The organism is Phenylobacterium hankyongense, assembly GCF_003254505.1.
GTDB classification, from domain to species: Bacteria; Pseudomonadota; Alphaproteobacteria; order Caulobacterales; family Caulobacteraceae; genus Phenylobacterium; species Phenylobacterium hankyongense.
The window spans coordinates 1,040,941-1,058,490 of sequence record NZ_QFYP01000001.1; the positions used below are offsets into that span (position 1 = coordinate 1,040,941).

A 17,550-nucleotide genomic window follows, 5' to 3' on the forward strand; every position below is an offset into this window, starting at 1 on the left:
TGTCGCGCAGCGACTGAGGGGGTCCGCTCAGGTCGGGCGGCGGACCCCCTCCGTCTCGGCGCGGGCGCGCCGATCCACCTCCCCCGGACCGCGCTTCGCGCTGGGGGAGGAACTCCTTCCGCACCCGGGTCTTCGCCATGACCCGCTACGCCGAGCTGCAGGCGACCACCAACTTCTCGTTCCTGCGGGGGGCGTCGCATCCGGGCGAGCTGGTGGTGGGCGCCGAGGCCCTGGGGATGGAGGCGGTGGGGATCTGCGACCGCAATTCGCTGGCCGGGGTGGTGCGGGCCTGGTCGGAGGCGAAGCCGCGGCGCGAAGCCGGCGCGAAGATCCGCGCCCTGACCGGCTGCCGGCTGGACTTCGCCGACGGCGCCCCGAGCCTGCTGGTCTACCCCGCCGATCGCGAGGCCTACGGCCGCCTCACCCGCCTGCTCACCGTGGGCCAGCTGCGGGCGGAGAAGGGCGAATGCGAGCTGCGCTGGGCCGACTTCCTCGACCATGCGCAGGGCCAGCTGGCGCTGGTGGTCCCGCCCGAGCGGCTGGACGAGACCTTCGGGCGCGAGCTGAAGCGGATCGCCGGCGAGCTGCCCGACGTCTGGCTGGCGGCGGCCCGCCGCTACGGCGCGCGCGACCTGAAGCGGCTGTCGCAGCTGGCGGCGCTGGCGCAGGGCTCGGGCGCTCCGATGGTGGCCACCAACGACGTCCTCTACCACGGCCCGGAACGGCGGCCGCTGCAGGACGTGCTGACCTGCATCCGCGAGACCTGCACCATCCACGAGGCGGGCCTGCGGCTGCAGGCCAACGCCGAGCGGCACCTGAAATCGCCGGACGAGATGGCCCGGCTGTTCGCCCGCTTCCCCGGCGCCGTGGAGCGCAGCGCCGAGATCGCCGAGCGCATCGGCTTCGACCTCGGCCAGCTGCAGTACGAGTACCCCGACGAGCCGGTGCCCCCCGGCAAGACCGCCATCCAGCACCTGCGCGACCTGACCTGGGAAGGCGCCAAGTGGCGCTTCGAGCGCGGCATGGGCGAAAAGGAGCGCAAGACCATCGAGCGCGAGCTCGCCCTGATCGAGAAGCTCGGGTTCCCCAACTACTTCCTCACCGTCCACGACATCGTCGCCTGGGCCCGCGAGCAGGGCATCCTCTGCCAAGGCCGCGGCTCGGCGGCCAATTCCTGCGTCTGCTTCTGTCTGGGCATCACCGCGGTCGATCCCACCAAGGACGGCCAGGAGCTGCTGTTCTCCCGCTTCATCTCCGAGAAGCGCGGCGAGCCGCCGGACATCGACGTCGATTTCGAGCACGAGCGGCGCGAGGAGGTGATGCAGTACGTCTATCGGCGCTATGGCCGCGACCGGGCGGCGATCGTCGCCACGGTGATCCACTACCGGCCGCGCATGGCGATCCGCCAGGTCGGCAAGGCGCTGGGGCTCACCGAGGACATCACCGCGGCGCTGGCGAACACCGTCTGGGGCAGCTACGGCGACGGCGTTCCCGACGCGCACATCCGCCAGGCCGGGCTCGACCCCGACAGCCCGGAGATCCGCCGCGCCACGGCGCTCGCCCAGACGCTGCTGGGCTTCCCCCGCCACCTGTCGCAGCACGTCGGCGGCTATGTGTTGACCCAGCGCCGCCTCGACGAAACCGTGCCGATCGGCAACGCCGCCATGGCCGAGCGCACCTTCATCGAATGGGACAAGGACGACATCGACGCCCTGAACCTGATGAAGGTCGACGTGCTGGCGCTGGGCATGCTGACCGCGCTCAGGAAGAGCTTCGAGCTCCTGCCGCCGCGCCCGGACGGGACCCGGATCACCGACATCGCCCAGATCCCGCAGGAGGAGGCCGGCGTCTACGACATGCTCTGCAAGGCCGACTCGGTGGGCGTGTTCCAGGTGGAGAGCCGGGCGCAGATGTCGATGCTGCCGCGGCTGAAACCCAGGAAATTCTACGACCTGGTGATCGAGGTGGCGATCGTCCGGCCCGGGCCGATCCAGGGCGACATGGTGCACCCCTACCTGCGCCGGCGGGAGGGGACGGAGAAGGTGGAGTACCCTTCGCCCGCGCCGGAGCACGGCGATCGGAACGAGCTTCGGGACGTGCTCGGCAAGACCCTGGGCGTGCCGCTGTTCCAGGAACAGGCCATGCGCCTGGCCATCGAAGCCGCCGAGTTCTCCGAGAACGACGCCGACGGCCTGCGCCGGTCGATGGCCACCTTCCGCGCCAACGGCCGGCTGGGGGAATACCGCGAGCAGTTCATCAACGGCATGGCCCGCCGCGGCTATGACCCCGAGTTCGCCCAGCGCTGCTTCAAGCAGATCGAGGGCTTCGGCTCCTACGGCTTCCCGGAGAGCCATGCGATCAGCTTCGCGCTGCTGGTCTACGCCTCGGCCTGGGTGAAGTGGAAACACCCGGAGGTCTTCTGCGCGGCGCTGCTCAACAGCCAGCCGATGGGCTTCTACCAGCCGGCGCAGCTGGTCCGCGACGCCCGCGAGCACGGGGTGGAGGTGCGCGCGCCGGACGTGCTGGCCAGCGACTGGGACTGCACGCTCGAGCCGCCCGACGATCCGCGCACCCCGCGCCGCGCCGTCCGCCTGGGCCTGCGCCAGATCCGCGGCTTCAAGCAGGCCGAGGCCGAGTTGCTCATGCAGGCCCGCAAGGACGGCGCCGGCGCCACCCTGGAGGACGTCGTCCTGCGCTCGGGCCTGTCGCGGCGGGGGCTGGAGCTGCTGGCCGAGGCCGACGCCTTCCGGTCCCTGGGCCTCGACCGGCGCGCGGCGCTCTGGGCGGTGAAGGGCATGGCCGGCGAGATCAAGGCGCAGACCAACGCCCCGCTGCTGGCCCGCCAGAACCTCAGGGAGGCCCAGGTCCAGCTGCCGTTCATGAGCCCGCCGCAGCACGTGGCCGAGGATTACCGGACCACCAGCCTGTCGCTGAAGGCCCACCCGGTGGCCTTCTTCCGCGGCGAGCTCGATCGGATGGGCGCGGTCCCGGCCGAGCGGCTGAAGACCCTGCGCGACCGCCAGCGCCTCTGCGTCGGCGGCCTGGTCCTGGTGCGCCAGCGGCCGGGCACCGCCAAGGGCGTGGTCTTCCTGACCCTGGAGGACGAGACCGGGATCGCCAACCTGGTGGTCTGGAAGGACGCCTTCGAGGCCAACCGGCGGCTGGTGATGGGCGCCTCCTTCCTGCTGGTCCACGGCCAGCTGCAGAAGGCGGGCGAGGTGATCCACCTGGTCGCCGAACGCTTTACCGACCTCTCCCACAAGCTGGGCGAGATGCGTGACGACGAAGGCCAGCCGCCGCAGGTGAAGAGCCGCGTCACCGGCCGGCTGATCCGCAGCCGGGACTTCCACTGAGCGGCGAGGAATCTTGCGCCGCGCGCCGGCCGGGTGTCGGATCGCGGCGACGCCGGGCGTCCTGGGATCGGGAGGACTTCACATGAGCGAGGCGATTCAGCTTCTGGTCGGCACCCGCAAGGGCGCCTGGATCTACCGCAGCGACGCCGGGCGCACCGGATGGACGGCGCAGGGGCCGATCTTCCTCGGCTGCATCATCAGCCACCTGGTGCTCGATCCGCGCGACGGAAAGACCCTGCTGATGGCCGCCGCCACCGGCCACCTGGGACCGACCGTGTTCAGCTCCACCGACGACGGCGAGACCTGGACGGAGGCGCAGCGGCCGCCGGCCTTCCCGAAGACCGAGGACCCGGCGACCGGCCGCGCGGTCGACCACACCTTCTGGCTGGAGCCGGGGCACCCCAGCGAGCCCGGCGTCTGGTGGGCGGGGACCTCGCCGCCCGGCCTGTTCGAGAGCCGCGACGGCGGCGCCACCTGGGACAGCGTCTCAGGCTTCAACGACCATCCCAACTACCGCGACTGGGTCCCCGCAGAGGCCGGCACGCCGGACGGGCCGCTGTTGAACCAAGTGGTGATCGACCCGCGCGACGCCGCGCACATGTACCTCGCCACCTCCACCGCCGGGGTGTTCGAGAGCCATGACCGTGGGGCGACCTGGACGCCGCTGAACCAGAACGTCGAGGCGAACTTCCTGCCGGACCCCTATCCGGAATACGGCCAGGACGCCCACTTCATCGCCCTGGCCCCCACCAATCCGGACCGGCTCTGGCAGCAGAACCACTGCGGCATCTACCGCCTCGACCGGCCGTCGGACCGCTGGGAGCGGATCGGAAACGCCATGCCGACGGAGATCGGCGACATCGGCTTCACCATCGTCCCGCACGCCCGCGACGCCGAGACGGCCTGGGTCTTCCCGATGGACGGCACCCAGGTCTGGCCGCGCACCAGTCCGGGCGGGCGGCCCGCCGTCTACCGGACCGCCGACGGCGGCGCGAGCTGGGACCGGCAGGACGCCGGCTTCCCGACCGAGCAGGGCTGGTTCACCGTCAAGCGCCAGGCGTTCTGCGCCGACCGCGCCGATCCGCTCGGCCTCTACCTCGGCACCACCGGCGGCGAGCTGTGGATGAGCGGCGACGAAGGCGGCAGCTGGCGGCAGATCGCCGCCCACCTGCCGGAGATCTATTCGGTGGTCGCAGCGCCCTTGCCATGACCCAGGTCTCGATCCCGTCGCAGCTGATCTCCTACACCGACGGGGCGACCCGGGTGGAGGCGGCCGGCGCGACCATCGCCGGCGTGCTGGACGATCTCGACGCCCGCTATCCGGGGCTGAAGTTCCGGGTGGTCGACGAGCAGGACCGCATCCGCAAGCACATGCGCATCTTCGTCGGCCGCGAGGCCGCGCGGGATATCCGCACGGCCCTGGCCGACGGCGACGAGGTGCTGATCTTCGGCGCGCTAAGCGGCGGCTGAGGCGTGACTCTCCCCCTGGGGAGTGTCACGGAAGAGGGTTCAACCCGCGGGCGTCGGCGCTGAAACCCCCGAATTCGTCATCACCCGGCTTGTCCGGGTGACCCATCCCAAGGTCGTTCGTCATCAGCTGCGGCCGGCGCCTTGGGCTGGGTGGCCCGGACAAGCCGGGCCATGACGAGAGGTGAGGACCAGCGGCCTTTCGTCAGAACCGCAGGGTGCGGGCTTCCTTGACGTGCGGCAGGTCGCGGATCTTGCCCACCAGGTCGTCGCCGGGCGCCTGGTCGACGCCGACCAGGGCGATGGCGTCCTCGCCGGCGGAGACCCGGCCGAGGTTGAAGGTGGCGATGTTGACGCCCGCGTCCGCCAGCAGGGCGCCGAGGTTGCCGATGAAGCCCGGCTTATCGACGTTGTTGACGTAGAGCATGGTCGGGCCGAACGGCGCGTCCAGGTCCATGCCCTTGACCTCTATCACCCGCGGCGTCCCGGCCAGCACCGAGCCGGCGAACGAGCGCTTGCCCTTCTCGGTGGTGACGGTGATGCGGATCAGGCTCTCGTAGATCGGCGAGTCGTCCTGGCGGGATTCCGAGACGGTGATGCCGCGCTCCTTGGCCACCGCCGGCGCGGAAACCATGTTCACCTCGGCGAGCATCGGGCGCATGACCCCGGCCAGCGCCGCGGCGGTCAGCGGCCGGGCGTTCAGCTTGGCGACCTCGCCCTCGTAGGCGATGTCGATGGACTTGATGCCGAAGTCGACCATCTGGCCGGCGAAGGCGCCGAGCTTTTCGGCCAGCGCCACGAACGGCTTCAGGCGCGGCGCTTCCTCGGCGGTCACCGAGGGGCTGTTCAGCGCATTGGTCACCGCGCCGGTGAGCAGGTAGTCGCTCATCTGCTCGGCCACCTGCAGGGCGACGTTCTCCTGGGCCTCGTTGGTGGAGGCGCCCAGGTGCGGGGTGGCGATGAAGTTCTCGGCCCCGAACAGCACGTTGGCCTTGGCCGGCTCCTCGACGAAGACGTCGAAGGCCGCGCCGCCGACGTGGCCGTCGTCCAGCAGCTTGCGCAGCGCCGCCTCGTCCACCAGGCCGCCGCGGGCGCAGTTGACGATCAGCACGCCCTTTTTGGTCTTGGCGAGGTTCTCGGCCGACAGGATGTTGCGGGTCTTGTCGGTCAGCGGGGTGTGCAGGGTGATCAGGTCGGCGCGGGCCAAAAGGTCCTCCAGCTCGACCTTCTCGACGCCGATCTCCACCGCCCGGTCCGGCGACAGGAAGGGGTCATAGGCGACCACCTTCATCTTCAGGCCGAGCGCGCGGTCGGCGACGATCGAGCCGATGTTGCCGGCCCCGATCAGGCCCAGCGTCTTGCCGTAGAGCTCGACACCCATGAAGCGGTTCTTCTCCCACTTGCCGGCCTGGGTGGAGACGTCGGCGGCGGGGAGCTGGCGGGCGAGCGCGAACATCATGGCGATGGCGTGCTCGGCGGTGGTGATCGAGTTGCCGAACGGGGTGTTCATCACCACCACGCCGGCCGCCGTGGCGGTCGGGATGTCGACGTTGTCGACGCCGATGCCGGCGCGGCCGATGACCTTCAGGTTCTTGGCGGCGGCGATGACGTCCTTGTCGGCCTTGGTGGCGGAGCGGACGGCCAGGCCGTCGTAGTCGCCGATGATCTTGAGCAGTTCGTCCTTGGTCAGGCCGGTCTTCACGTCGGCGTCGACGCCACGGTCCTTGAAGATGGCGACGGCGGCGGGGGACAGTTTGTCGGCGATGAGCACGCGGGGCATTGGGGATCTCCGTAGGGCGGAGCCCTCCCCGGCATGGCGGGGAGGGGTGATTTCAGGAATGAGGCGGACGGGCGTGAGGCCCGAGGTCAGGCGGCCAGAAGCTCGGCGGCGACGGTCTCGAAGGCCCAGTCGAGCCAGGGGGTGAGCGCGTCGAGGTCGGAGGTGTCGACCGTGGCGCCGCACCAGATCCGCAGGCCCGGAGGGGCGTCGCGGTAGCCGCCGATGTCGAGGGCGACGCCCTCCTTCTCCAGCACGCCGGCCAGCTTCTTGGCGAAGTCGGCCTGGGCGGCCTCCGGCAGGCCGGTCACCCGCGGGTCGATGACCTTCAGGCAGACCGAGGTGTTGGAGCGGATCGCCGGGTCCTCGGCCAGGAAGCTGACCCAGGAAGCCCGCTGCGACCAGGCTTCCAGCACGCCGAGGTTGGCGTCGGCGCGGCGCTTCATTTCCGCCAGGCCGCCGATGTTGGAGGCCCACTTCAGGGCGTCGAGGTAGTCCTCCACGCAGAGCATGGACGGGGTGTTGATGGTCGCGCCTTCGAAGATCTCGAGGTTCACCTTGCCGCCCTTGGTCATGCGGAACAGCTTCGGCATCGGCCAGGGCGGGGCGTAGCTCTCCAGCCGCGCCACGGCGCGGGGGCCGAGGATCAGGACGCCGTGCGCGCCCTCGCCGCCCAGCGCCTTCTGCCAGGAGAAGGTGACCACATCGAGCTTGGTCCAGTCGAGCGTCTGGGCGAAGGCCGCCGAGGTGGCGTCGCAGATCACCACGCCCTCGCGGTCGGCGGCGATGAAGTCGGCGTTCGGCACGCGCACGCCGGAGGTGGTGCCGTTCCAGGTGAAGACCAGGTCGGCGTCCTTGCGGACCTTGGTCAGGTCGGGCAGCAGGCCGTAGGGGGCGTCGAGCACCTCGGCCTCGATCTTCAGCTGCTTGGTCACGTCGGTGACCCAGTCCTTGCCGAAGCTCTCGAAGGCCAGCAGCTGCACCGGGCGCGCGCCGAGCATCGACCACATCGCCATTTCCACGGCGCCGGTGTCGGAGCCGGGCACGATGCCGATCAGGAAGTCGTCGGGGACCTGCAGCACCTCGCGGGTGCGGTCGATGGCTTCCTTCAGGCGCGCTTTTCCGAGCTTGGAGCGATGAGACCGCCCGAGCACCGCGCTGGAAAGATTTTCAGGGGACCATCCGGGGCGCTTGGCGCAGGGGCCGGAGGAAAATTCAGGACGTGCCGGCCGCATGGCCGGTTTGGCGGTGGTCATAGCGATGTCTCCCATCCTCACAGATGGACTGCGCCCCGTTGGGAGGGCGTGGCCCGCGGGCCAAAGGCCTGGGTTTGGGCCGCCGCGCAAGCGGAAAGTTGATCCCTAGGCCTCGCGGCGCGCCGCCAGGGTTCCGATCACCAGGCAGATGATGATGGCGATGATATTGAAATTGTTCACCATCGCGTGCAGCAGGTCGGGCGCGCGGCCGGTCACCAGATAGAAGGCGTGCAGGGCGAACTGGCCGGCGAACAGCAACATGGCCGCGCCCAGCCAGGCCTTGCCGTAGCTCAGGGTGACGAACAGAATCGCCAGCGCGACGATCCCGTCGCCGGCCAGCGAGATGGTGGGGGCGAGGTCCCGGGGGGCGAGCCAGTTGCTCAGCAGGGACACCACCAGGCTGGCGAGGATCACGCCGCCGGCCAGCCGCTCCGCCGGTCCGCCGCGGATCAGGGCGAAAAGGCACGCGCCGACAGACAGCGCGATTATCAGCAGAGAGATCGGATCAGGCATGACATTGCGCCCCTAATACCGATTAGGGGCGCAACACCAGTTAAACTATCGCAACAACCGCCTGATGGGCGAAGATCGCCTGATTAGCCGACTTCGCGCATCGTCACGGCTTCCGGCGTGGCGATCATCTTGTTCTCCACACCGAACATCTTGGTGCGGATGCCGAGGCGCAGCTTCGCCTCGTCGAGTTGGTGGTGCACGCTCACCATGGCGGTGCGCGCTTCGCTGAGCGCCTTCATGGCGTCCATCAGCTTGGCCTGGGCCTCATCGGCGAAGACCATCGACGCCTTCACGTCCTTACGGGCGCTCAGCATCTCGCTCATCAGTTCCGAGGCCTGGGCGAGCGCGCCGTCGACGGCCGCTTCGGTCTCAAACAGCTTGGTCGCCACGCGCTGGGCGACAAAAACCTTTTCCATAAGTAACCCCTCCAGCTAACCGACAAATTCACGGTAAATGAAAGGTAAAGCTTAGCGCAATAGATTCATGAGTTGTTAACCATGAATTCTGCCGCCGACGGTTGTGGCGTGGCGCCGACAACACAGCCCCCCAGATCTCAATGTCCAGAAGGGGTTGGGCGGCCAACCTCGCGCACGCGAAGCGAAGCGTTAGGATTATCGCCCTAAGGTGAAGGTCAGCATCGGCCTACTGCGAGCGCCATGACCCAGTCCTCAGGCCCGAGAAATCAGGCCCCGGTCGCCACCTTCCACGCCCGCGTCGCGGGCGTCGGCCTCATCACGACCGTGGTCGTGCTGCTGGCCGCCTGCCTGACGTTCATGTTCCAGCAGTGGGCGGTGGCGCGCACCCAGTCGCACCAGATCCATGAGGCGCTGGCGCGGATCACCGCCGCCACCGCCGCCCCGGCGGTGCTCAATCACGAGGGCGACCACATCCAGGCGCCGCTGTCGGCGCTCGACGGCAGCCCCAGCGTGGTGGCTGCCCGCCTCACCGACCTGAACGGCCGCGTCCTCGCCGTCTACCAGCGCGCGGCCACGGCTTCAGAGCGTCCGGCCCCGAACGAGGTGATCCGCACCGACGTGGTCGCCGGGACCCGGCCCGTGGGCCGCCTGACCATGACCGTGGGCATGCCGCGGCTGGCGCCCATGCTGCCGCAGTTCATCGCGCTCACCTTCGTGCTGCTGTTCGGCGGGGTCGGCGTGGCGCTGTTCCTGGCCCGCAGCCTCGCCCACCGGGTGATCGCCCCGGTGCAGCGGCTGTCGGAGGCCATGAACGAGGTCGCCGCCGGCGGCAGCTTCGAACCGATCGAGGTGGAGGCGCAGGACGAGCTGTTCCGCAGCCTCACCACCAGCTTCAACCACCTGCTCGGCAAGCTCGGCGAGCGCGAGAACGACCTGAAGCGCGCCATGCGCGAGCTGGAGGTCGCCCGCGACGCGGCCGACACCGCCAATGTGCTGAAGACCCAGTTCCTGGCCAACATGAGCCACGAGATCCGCACCCCGCTGAATGGGGTGCTGGCGATGGCCGAGGTCATGGCCATGGGCGAGCTGGCCGCCGTACAGCGCGAGCGGCTGCAGGTGATCCGCCAGTCCGGCGGGCTGCTGCTGGCGGTGCTGAACGACGTGCTGGACCTGTCCAAGATCGAGGCCGGCAAGCTGTCGCTGGCCAGCGAGGCCTTCGAGCTGCAGGCGGTGATCGCCCCGGTGATCGACAGCTTCTCGGTGATGGCCCGGGGCAAGGGCCTGGGCTTCAGCGTGGAGGTCGAGAAGGCCGCCGCCGGCTGGTGGGAAGGCGACCCCGACCGCTTGCGCCAGATCGTCGGCAACCTGCTCTCCAACGCCGTCAAGTTCACCCCGACCGGCGAGGTGGCGGCGGTCATCGACGTCAACCCGCAGACCGACACCCTCCGGCTGCGGGTGCGCGACACCGGCATCGGCATCGCGCCGGACAAGCTGCCGACCCTGTTCGAGAAGTTCACCCAGGCGGACAATTCCGCCACCCGGCGGTTCGGCGGCACGGGCCTGGGCCTGGCCATCTGCCGCGAGCTGACCCAGATGATGGGCGGCTCCATCGACGTGGAGAGCCGCGAGGGCCGCGGCTCCACCTTCACCGTCGAACTGCCCCTGCCGCGCGCCGAGCAGCCGGAGTCGGCGAGCGAGCCGGCGACGCGCAGCAGCGAGGAGATGGGGTTGCGGCTGCTGGCCGCCGAGGACAACGGCACCAACCAGCAGGTGCTGGCCGCGGTCATGGAGTCGCTGGGCATCGACATCGATATCGTCGCCGACGGCAAGCAGGCGGTCGAGGCCTGGCGGTCGTGCGACTACCACCTGATCCTGATGGATATCCAGATGCCGGTGATGGACGGCATCGCCGCGGCGCAGGAGATCCGCGCCGAGGAGCGCCGGTCCGGACGCCTTCGCACGCCGATCATTGCGCTGACCGCCAACGCCCTCACCCATCAGGTGGCGGAGTACATGGCGGTCGGCATGGACGGGCACGTCGCCAAGCCGATCGAGATCGCCAAGCTCTACGAGGCGATCAGCACCACCCTCAACGCCGCCGCCACCGGCGGCGACCAGGCCGCCACCCACGCCGCCTGACCCGCGTCAAAGCCGACCCCAAAGCTGAACCGCGCACAACGCCGGGCTCAGATCCGTGTCAGCCGCGACATGCTTTTCTCCTGTCCATGGCCGCCGGACATGCCGGCGACATCACGGTTCAGGAGGACCAAGACGTGAAGAAGATCCTGCTCTCGCTGGCCGCCGTCGCCGCCCTGGGCGCCGCCGCCGCGCCGGCCGCCGCCCAGCCCTGGAACCCGGGGCGGGCCTACGACAACCACGGCTCCGGCCAGCTGACGACATCCTACGTCGACAGCCTCGACTGGAAGATCAGCAACGCCGCCCGCGAAGGCCGCATTTCCTGGCAGGACGCGCGCCAGCTGCGCGGCGACCTGCGCCAGGCGCAGCCCATCGCCTACCGGGTGCAGACCGGCGAGGCCCGCGGCTGGGAACGCCAGCGGTTGCAGACCACCGTCAGCCGCATCGAGCAGGCGGTGAACGGCTACGGCGGCCGCACCTACGGCTACGGCTACGGCCCGGGCTTCCGCCGGTAGGCCGCTGAATTCGGACGCCGCCTCGCCGGGCGGGATGGCGCTCCGCATGTCATTTCTGAAACCAAGACGCGTCGAAGGAGTTCTGGTCGCCTGTCCGGGGGACCAATGCAGAGGACGCCCGACGCAAAGGAGAACGGACCATGAAGACGCTCAAGACCCTCGCCCTGATCGGCGCTTCGGCGCTGGCCCTGTCCGCCACGGCGGCTTCGGCCCAGCCCTATGGCCGCGGCTACGACCGGGGCTACGACCACAGCCAGGATCGCGGCTACGACCGTGGCTACGACCGTGGCCAGATCACCAGCGGCTACGTCGACAGCCTCGACTGGCGGATCAGCCAGGCGGCCCAGCAGCGCCGCATCTCCTGGCAGGACGCGCGGCAACTGCGCGGCGAACTGCGCCAGGTGCAGCCGCTGGCCTACCGGGTGCAGACCGGCCAGGCCCGCCGTTGGGAACAGGCTCGGCTGGAACGCACCGTCCACCGCATCGAAGTCGCGCTGAGCGGCGGCGAGCGGTACGGCTACGGCTATCGCCACTAGCGGGTCAGCATCCCGCTCGGAACCAGCGCCCCCGGAGCCATCCGGGGGCGTTTTCCGTCAGGGGCGCACCCTCAGCACGCTGTCCACAACGGTCGCCGCCCGGCCCCGCAGCAGCACGCGCTCCCCACGGTGTTCGCAGGCGAGATCGCCGCCGCGGCCGGGAAACGCCTGGTGGAAGCTCACCGCCGGCCGGCCGAGCTTGTCGGCGTAGAGCGGCGCCAGGATGCAGTGCAGCGACCCGGTGGCCGGATCCTCCGGAATGCCCGAGCCCGGCGCGAAGAAGCGGTCGACCACGTCGTAGGCCGCGCCGGCGTCCGCGAGCGCCACGACCCCGACGTTGCCGCGGCCGCCGGTGGCTGCGCTTGAGACCCTCTCCAGCGCGGCGAGATCGGGTTTCAGGCCCCGGACCTGCGCCTCGTCCGCCAGCACCGCCACCAGGTAGGACGCCGCCCAGACCTCCTGCGGCTCCACGCCCAGCGCCTCGGCCAGTCCGGCCGGTGTCGGGCCGCGGGTCGGCGACTGGGCCGGGAAGTCCATCTCGTAGAGGTCGCCTGCGCGCTGCACGGTCAGCGGGCCCGACCGGGTGTCGAAGGTCACCACCGGCGCGCCGATCGCCAACTCCTCCAGCAGCACGTGGCCCGACGCCAGGGTGGCGTGCCCGCACAGCGGCACTTCCAGCGCCGGGGTGAACCAGCGCAGGCCGAAGCGCGCGGGATCGGCGGTCTTCAGCAGGAAGGCGGTCTCCGCCTGGTTGTTCTCCGCGGCCAGCGCCTGCATCCAGCCGGCGTCGGGCCAGGCCTCCAGCGGCTCCACCACGCAGGCGGGATTGCCGCGGAACGGGGCGGAGGCGAAGGCGTCGACGGTCCACTGGCGCATGGCGGGGTTCACTCTTTCTGGTCCGGCGGGTTCAGCCCGCCACCTCGATCTCAGGCCAGCGGGCGCGGGCGGAGGCGGCGGTGCGGGCGAAGCCGTTGGTGACCCGGGTCGGATTGGGCCGCAGCCGCATGGCGAACAGGTCCTCCAGCCCGAACGGCGCGAGGATCGTCAGCCGGTCGTCGGCCTCCAGCCGCACGCCCACCGCGAACAGCGGACTGACGAAGCGGCCGAGCGCGTCGGCGCTACGCTCCAGCGGCGCATAGGGCTCGCCGAACTTGCCCTCGAACCACAGGTGCACGCGGGCCTGGTTGCGCACCTCCACCATCTCCCGCAGCGGCGGCTCGAAGGCCTCCGCGACGCGCCGGATCACGGCGTCCTCGGCCTCATAGGAGAGGTCGGCGGCGTCGAAGTAGCCAAGGTCGTAGTCCTTGATGCCGTAGTCCGGATCGCGGCCGGTGAGCTGGTTCAACACCCGCTGGTAGACCGCCCCGGAGAAGATCAGCCAGTCCGGCAGGTCGAGCGCCCGGGCGACGGTGAGCACATGCATGAGGCTGGGCGTGGCGCGGACGATGGCCTCCAGCCGGTGCTCCAGCGGCCCGCTCACCGCGGCCCCCTCAGCGGCCAGCCATGGTCCAGCGGCCCATGGCCGCGGCCGAATCCCGGCGCGCGCAGCATCGCCTCGTGCACATAGCTCCAGGCGCGCGCCACGGCCTCGGTGAGCGTCAGCCCCTGCGCCAGCCCGGTCGCGCACCCTGACGCCAGGGTGCAGCCGGTGCCGTGGGTGTGCCGGGTCTCGATCCGCTCGGCTTCGAAGGCGGTCTCGCCCCCAGGCGTCATCAACAGGTCCACCACCCGCTCGCCGGGGATGTGGCCGCCCTTCATCAGCACCGCCCGCGCGCCGGCCGCCAGCAGCGCCTCGCCGGCCCGGCGCAGGTCGTCGGTGGTCTGCACGCCTATGCCCGTGAGCGCCTCGGCCTCGGGCGCATTGGGGGTCAGCAGGGTCGCGCGGGGTACCAGGAGCGACCGCACCGCCTCCATCGCCTCGGCGGCCAGCAGCGCCGCCCCGCCCTTGGCGGTCATCACCGGGTCGATCACCGCCGGCGTCCCGGCCGCGCCGTCCAGCAGGCGGGCGACGGTCTCGACCATGGCCGCGTCGCCGAGCATGCCGGTCTTGATGGCGTCGGCGCCGATGTCGTCGAGCACGGCGCGGGCCTGGGCCTCGACGAAGGCGCTGGGGATCGGATGCACGGCGCTGACGCCCAGCGTGTTCTGCACCGTCACTGCGGTGATCGCGGTGGCCGCATAGCCGCCCAGCGCGGTGACGGTCTTGATGTCGGCCTGGATGCCGGCCCCGCCGCCGGAATCGGACCCGGCGATGATCAGAACTCGGCCCAGCGACGTCATCGGTGGGCGATAGCGCGCCCGCGGGGATTTTGCATCGGGATTTACGAGGGCCCGGCCCCGCCGGCCCCGGCGATCGCCCGCCAGACCCTCAGCGCCTGGACGGTTTCGCGCACGTCGTGGACCCGCACGGCCGCCACGCCGGCCGCCACGCCGGCCAGGGCCGCGGCGATCGAGCCGCCCAGCCGGGCGTCCGGCGGCGCGCCGCCGCCGTCCAGGGCGCTGATGAAGCTCTTGCGGCTGACGCCCAGCAGCACCGGGAATCCGAGGCCCACGATCCGCTCCAGGCCGGCGAGCAGCGGCAGGTTGTGGCGGATCATGTGCTTGCCGAAGCCGACGCCGGGGTCGAGCCAGATCCGCTCGCGCGCCACCCCGGCCGCCATCGCCGCCTGCGCCCGCGCGGCCAGGAAATCGGCCACCTCGGCGACCACGTCGTCGTAATGCGGCTCGGCCTGCATGGTCCGCGGCTCGCCCTGCATGTGCATCAGCACCACGTCGCAGCCGAGTTCGGCCGCCGTCTCCAGGCTGTCCGGCGCGTGGCGCAGGGCGCTGACGTCGTTCCACATCGTCGCCCCGGCCTCGACGGCGGCCCGCGCCACGGCCGGCTTCATGGTGTCGACGGAGATCGGGATCGCGCTCTCGGCCCGCAGCGCGCGGATCAACGGCGCGACGCGCGCGATCTCCTGCGTCGCCGCCACCGGCTCCGCGCCCGGCCGGGTGGACTCGCCGCCGACGTCCAGCATGTCCGCGCCGTCCGCGATCAGCCGGCGGCCGCGCGCCAGGGCGGAGCCGACATCGAGATGCAGGCCGCCGTCGGAGAAGCTGTCGGGGGTCACGTTGACCACACCCATGACGCGCACCTCGTCGGCAAATCGCCGGGGATATGCAATCTTCGGAGGCAATGTCGTTCTGTCGCCTAAGTGTGGTGAAGCTTGGAGTTGATATCAGCCGACGCGCTGGTCGCCAGTTCTCTCATGCCTGCGTCCGACGAGGCGCCATCCCATGATCCTCGATCCGTTCCGCCTTTATCGCCGCCACCAGCGTCTCCTGCGTGAGGCCCGCGAGGAGGCGCAGCACCTGCGCCGCCGGCATGGCGACGAAGCCCTGGCCGCGGCGCGCGACAAGCTGCGCCGGCCGGAGCTCACCACCTGGGGCCATCGCGTGCTGGAGCACACGATCAAGATCCTCCGGAAGAAGGCCTAAGGAAAAGGCGGCCGCCTCGCAGCGACCGCCTCTTCGGTTTCACGTGTTGGCGGCGATCACGCCGGCTCGGGATCGGGCCGCGGCGAGATCGGCACGGCCACGGCCGGCCCGGACGGCCGCTTGGTCTCCTGCTCGTCGCGCACCGGCGGCACGCCCTTCAGCGCGTTGACGATCTCGTCGCCGCTCAGGGTCTCGTATTCCAGCAGCGCCTTGGCCAGGGTGTGCAGGTCCTCCAGCTTCTCGGTGAGGATCCGCTTGGCCTCGTCGTAGCCGGCCTGGACCAGCCGCTTGACCTCGGAGTCGATGACGTTGGCGGTGGCTTCCGAGACATTCTGCGTCCGGGAGACGGAATGGCCGAGGAAGACCTCCTCCTGGTTATCGCCGTAGGAGACCAGGCCGAGCGCGTCCGAATAGCCCCAGCGGGTGACCATGTTGCGCGCCAGCCCGGTGGCGGCCTGGATGTCGCTGGAGGCGCCGGAGGTGACCTTGTCCTTGCCGAAGATCAGCTCCTCGGCCACCCGGCCGCCCATCATGATGGCGAGCCTGGAGGTCATCTGCTCGAAGTTGAGCGAGTAGCGGTCGCCTTCCGGCAGCTGCATCACCATGCCGAGCGCGCGGCCCCGCGGGATGATGGTGGCCTTGTGCACCGGGTCGGCGGACGGCACCGTCAGCGCGACCAGGGCGTGGCCGCCCTCGTGGTAGGCGGTGTTGCGCTTCTCGTCGTCGGTCATGACCATCGACTTGCGCTCGGCGCCCATCATCACCTTGTCCTTGGCGTCCTCGAAGTCCGCCTGGGTGACCATGCGGCGGTTCTTCCGCGCAGCCATCAGGGCGGCCTCGTTGACCAGGTTGGCCAGGTCGGCGCCGGAGAAGCCGGGGGTGCCACGAGCGATGGTCTTCACTTCCACGTCGGCGGCCAGCGGCACGTTCTTCATGTGCACGCGCAGGATCCGCTCGCGGCCGTTGACGTCGGGGTTCGGCACCACGACCTGGCGGTCGAAGCGGCCCGGCCGCAGCAGCGCCGGGTCGAGCACGTCGGGACGGTTGGTGGAGGCGACCACGATGATCGCCTCGTTGGGATCGAAGCCGTCCATCTCCACCAGCAGCTGGTTGAGGGTCTGCTCGCGCTCGTCGTTGCCGCCGCCCAGGCCCGCGCCACGATGGCGGCCCACGGCGTCGATCTCGTCGATGAAGATGATGCAGGGGGCGTTCTTCTTGGCCTGTTCGAACATGTCGCGCACGCGGCTGGCGCCGACGCCCACGAACATCTCAACGAAGTCCGAGCCGGAGATATAGAAGAACGGCACGCCCGCCTCGCCGGCCACGGCGCGGCCGAGCAGCGTCTTGCCCGTGCCGGGCGGGCCGACCATCAGCGCGCCCTTCGGGATCTTGCCGCCCAGGCGCTGGAACTTCTGCGGGTCCTTCAGGAACTCGACGATCTCGGTCAGCTCCTCCTTGGCCTCGTCGACGCCGGCCACGTCGTCGAAGGTCACCCGGTTCTTGTTCTCGGTCAGCATGCGGGCCTTGGACTTGCCGAAGCCCATGGCGCCGCGGGCGCCGCCCTGCATCTGGCGCATGAAGAAGATCCACACCCCGATCAGCAGCAGGATCGGCAGGCTGTTGAGGATGAAGCCCACCAGGGTGAAGCCGCCCGCCGGCTTCACGGAGATGTCGGCGCCCTGGCCTTCCAGCCGCTTCACCAGGTCGTCCTGGTTGTTCGGCGTCACCGCCGTGTAGGTCTTGTTGGACTGGTCGGTGATTTCCACGGCCGCGCCGCGGATCACCGCCTTCTTGACCTCGCCGGAATTCACCTTGGTCAGCATCTGGGAATAGGTGACTTCGCTGGCGCCCGCCGCGCGGCCGCCTCCGGTCACCATGCTGTAGAGGCCGATCAGGACGACGACGACGACGCCCCAGATGACGAGATTTCGCAGATTCATCGGTTACGACCGTTCCGAAAACTTCGGGCCAAGACCTTAAAGATAGGACGCCGACCAGCGTTCCACCAGCAACCCGGTCCCGGCGCGACGGAAGACCGCGCCTTGACCATGAAATGCGAAGGGCCGCGCCTTGCGGCGCGGCCCGTACATAGGAAGCCGAT

General features: G+C 70.2%; 16 protein-coding genes. 7 read left to right on the forward strand and 9 right to left on the reverse strand.

Going from position 1 to position 17,550, the window contains the following annotated elements; genetic code table 11:
- Positions 1-137 precede the first annotated feature (137 nt).
- The 3 genes from DJ021_RS04995 to DJ021_RS05005 all read left to right on the forward strand — a co-directional run bounded on the left by DJ021_RS04995 (position 138) and on the right by DJ021_RS05005 (position 4,823).
- On the forward strand, positions 138-3,353 hold the full coding sequence (locus DJ021_RS04995; RefSeq protein WP_111456495.1) for an error-prone DNA polymerase: 3,216 nt from the start codon (positions 138-140) through the stop codon (positions 3,351-3,353).
- Positions 3,354-3,435: 82 nt separating this feature from the next.
- On the forward strand, positions 3,436-4,563 hold the full coding sequence (locus DJ021_RS05000) for a WD40/YVTN/BNR-like repeat-containing protein (protein ID WP_111456496.1): 1,128 nt from the start codon (positions 3,436-3,438) through the stop codon (positions 4,561-4,563).
- Entirely contained in the window at positions 4,560-4,823 is a 264-nt protein-coding gene (locus DJ021_RS05005; protein WP_111456497.1) for a MoaD/ThiS family protein, read from the forward strand. Before DJ021_RS05000 ends, DJ021_RS05005 begins: the two co-directional genes overlap by 4 nt.
- A gap of 202 nt (positions 4,824-5,025) precedes the next feature.
- Here DJ021_RS05005 and serA read toward each other — a convergent pair whose 3' ends face one another.
- The 4 genes from serA to DJ021_RS05025 form a co-directional block, all read right to left on the reverse strand.
- Positions 5,026-6,600, reverse strand: coding sequence for a phosphoglycerate dehydrogenase (serA, locus tag DJ021_RS05010; RefSeq protein ID WP_111456498.1), 1,575 nt, complete (start codon positions 6,598-6,600; stop codon positions 5,026-5,028).
- A gap of 86 nt (positions 6,601-6,686) precedes the next feature.
- Entirely contained in the window at positions 6,687-7,859 is a 1,173-nt protein-coding gene (locus tag DJ021_RS05015) for a phosphoserine transaminase (RefSeq protein ID WP_111458981.1), read from the reverse strand.
- Between the two features lie 99 nt (positions 7,860-7,958).
- Positions 7,959-8,366 carry a hypothetical protein gene (locus tag DJ021_RS05020; RefSeq protein WP_111456499.1) on the reverse strand — a complete coding sequence of 136 codons (408 nt, stop codon included), beginning with the start codon at positions 8,364-8,366 and terminating at the stop codon, positions 7,959-7,961.
- 83 nt (positions 8,367-8,449) lie between these two features.
- Complete coding sequence (locus DJ021_RS05025) at positions 8,450-8,782, reverse strand: hypothetical protein (protein WP_111456500.1); 333 nt, start codon at positions 8,780-8,782, stop codon at positions 8,450-8,452.
- A gap of 240 nt (positions 8,783-9,022) precedes the next feature.
- Here DJ021_RS05025 and DJ021_RS05030 point away from each other — a divergent pair, with 240 nt between their 5' ends.
- The 3 genes from DJ021_RS05030 to DJ021_RS05040 all read left to right on the forward strand — a co-directional run bounded on the left by DJ021_RS05030 (position 9,023) and on the right by DJ021_RS05040 (position 11,969).
- On the forward strand, positions 9,023-10,921 hold the full coding sequence (locus tag DJ021_RS05030) for an ATP-binding protein (RefSeq protein ID WP_111456501.1): 1,899 nt from the start codon (positions 9,023-9,025) through the stop codon (positions 10,919-10,921).
- Positions 10,922-11,055: 134 nt separating this feature from the next.
- The gene (locus DJ021_RS05035) at positions 11,056-11,433 is read left to right on the forward strand and encodes a hypothetical protein (RefSeq protein ID WP_133254947.1); all 378 of its coding nucleotides are present in this window, start codon (positions 11,056-11,058) and stop codon (positions 11,431-11,433) included.
- A gap of 140 nt (positions 11,434-11,573) precedes the next feature.
- On the forward strand, positions 11,574-11,969 hold the full coding sequence (locus tag DJ021_RS05040; protein ID WP_111456503.1) for a hypothetical protein: 396 nt from the start codon (positions 11,574-11,576) through the stop codon (positions 11,967-11,969).
- Positions 11,970-12,026: 57 nt separating this feature from the next.
- Here the strand turns inward: DJ021_RS05040 and DJ021_RS05045 are convergent, their stop codons facing one another.
- The 4 genes from DJ021_RS05045 to folP are packed head-to-tail and all read right to left on the reverse strand — an operon-like array spanning position 12,027 to position 15,097.
- Positions 12,027-12,845: a PhzF family phenazine biosynthesis protein gene (locus DJ021_RS05045; protein WP_111456504.1), complete on the reverse strand. Its 819-nt coding sequence runs from the start codon at positions 12,843-12,845 to the stop codon at positions 12,027-12,029.
- 31 nt (positions 12,846-12,876) lie between these two features.
- Positions 12,877-13,392 carry a nucleotidyltransferase family protein gene (locus tag DJ021_RS05050; protein WP_111458982.1) on the reverse strand — a complete coding sequence of 172 codons (516 nt, stop codon included), beginning with the start codon at positions 13,390-13,392 and terminating at the stop codon, positions 12,877-12,879.
- A 53-nt stretch (positions 13,393-13,445) separates the two neighbouring features.
- Positions 13,446-14,249, reverse strand: a complete 804-nt coding sequence (gene thiD, locus DJ021_RS05055; protein WP_111456505.1) for a bifunctional hydroxymethylpyrimidine kinase/phosphomethylpyrimidine kinase — start codon at positions 14,247-14,249, stop codon at positions 13,446-13,448.
- Between the two features lie 41 nt (positions 14,250-14,290).
- Positions 14,291-15,097 (reverse strand): dihydropteroate synthase, encoded by an 807-nt coding sequence (folP, locus tag DJ021_RS05060; protein WP_111456506.1) that lies wholly within the window; start codon positions 15,095-15,097, stop codon positions 14,291-14,293.
- Positions 15,098-15,248: 151 nt separating this feature from the next.
- On the opposite strand from folP, the gene DJ021_RS05065 reads away from it, so the two are divergent.
- Positions 15,249-15,449: a hypothetical protein gene (locus DJ021_RS05065; protein ID WP_111456507.1), complete on the forward strand. Its 201-nt coding sequence runs from the start codon at positions 15,249-15,251 to the stop codon at positions 15,447-15,449.
- Positions 15,450-15,505: 56 nt separating this feature from the next.
- On the opposite strand, the gene ftsH is transcribed toward DJ021_RS05065, so the two are convergent.
- Complete coding sequence (gene ftsH / locus DJ021_RS05070) at positions 15,506-17,389, reverse strand: ATP-dependent zinc metalloprotease FtsH (RefSeq protein WP_111456508.1); 1,884 nt, start codon at positions 17,387-17,389, stop codon at positions 15,506-15,508.
- Positions 17,390-17,550: the final 161 nt, after the last annotated feature.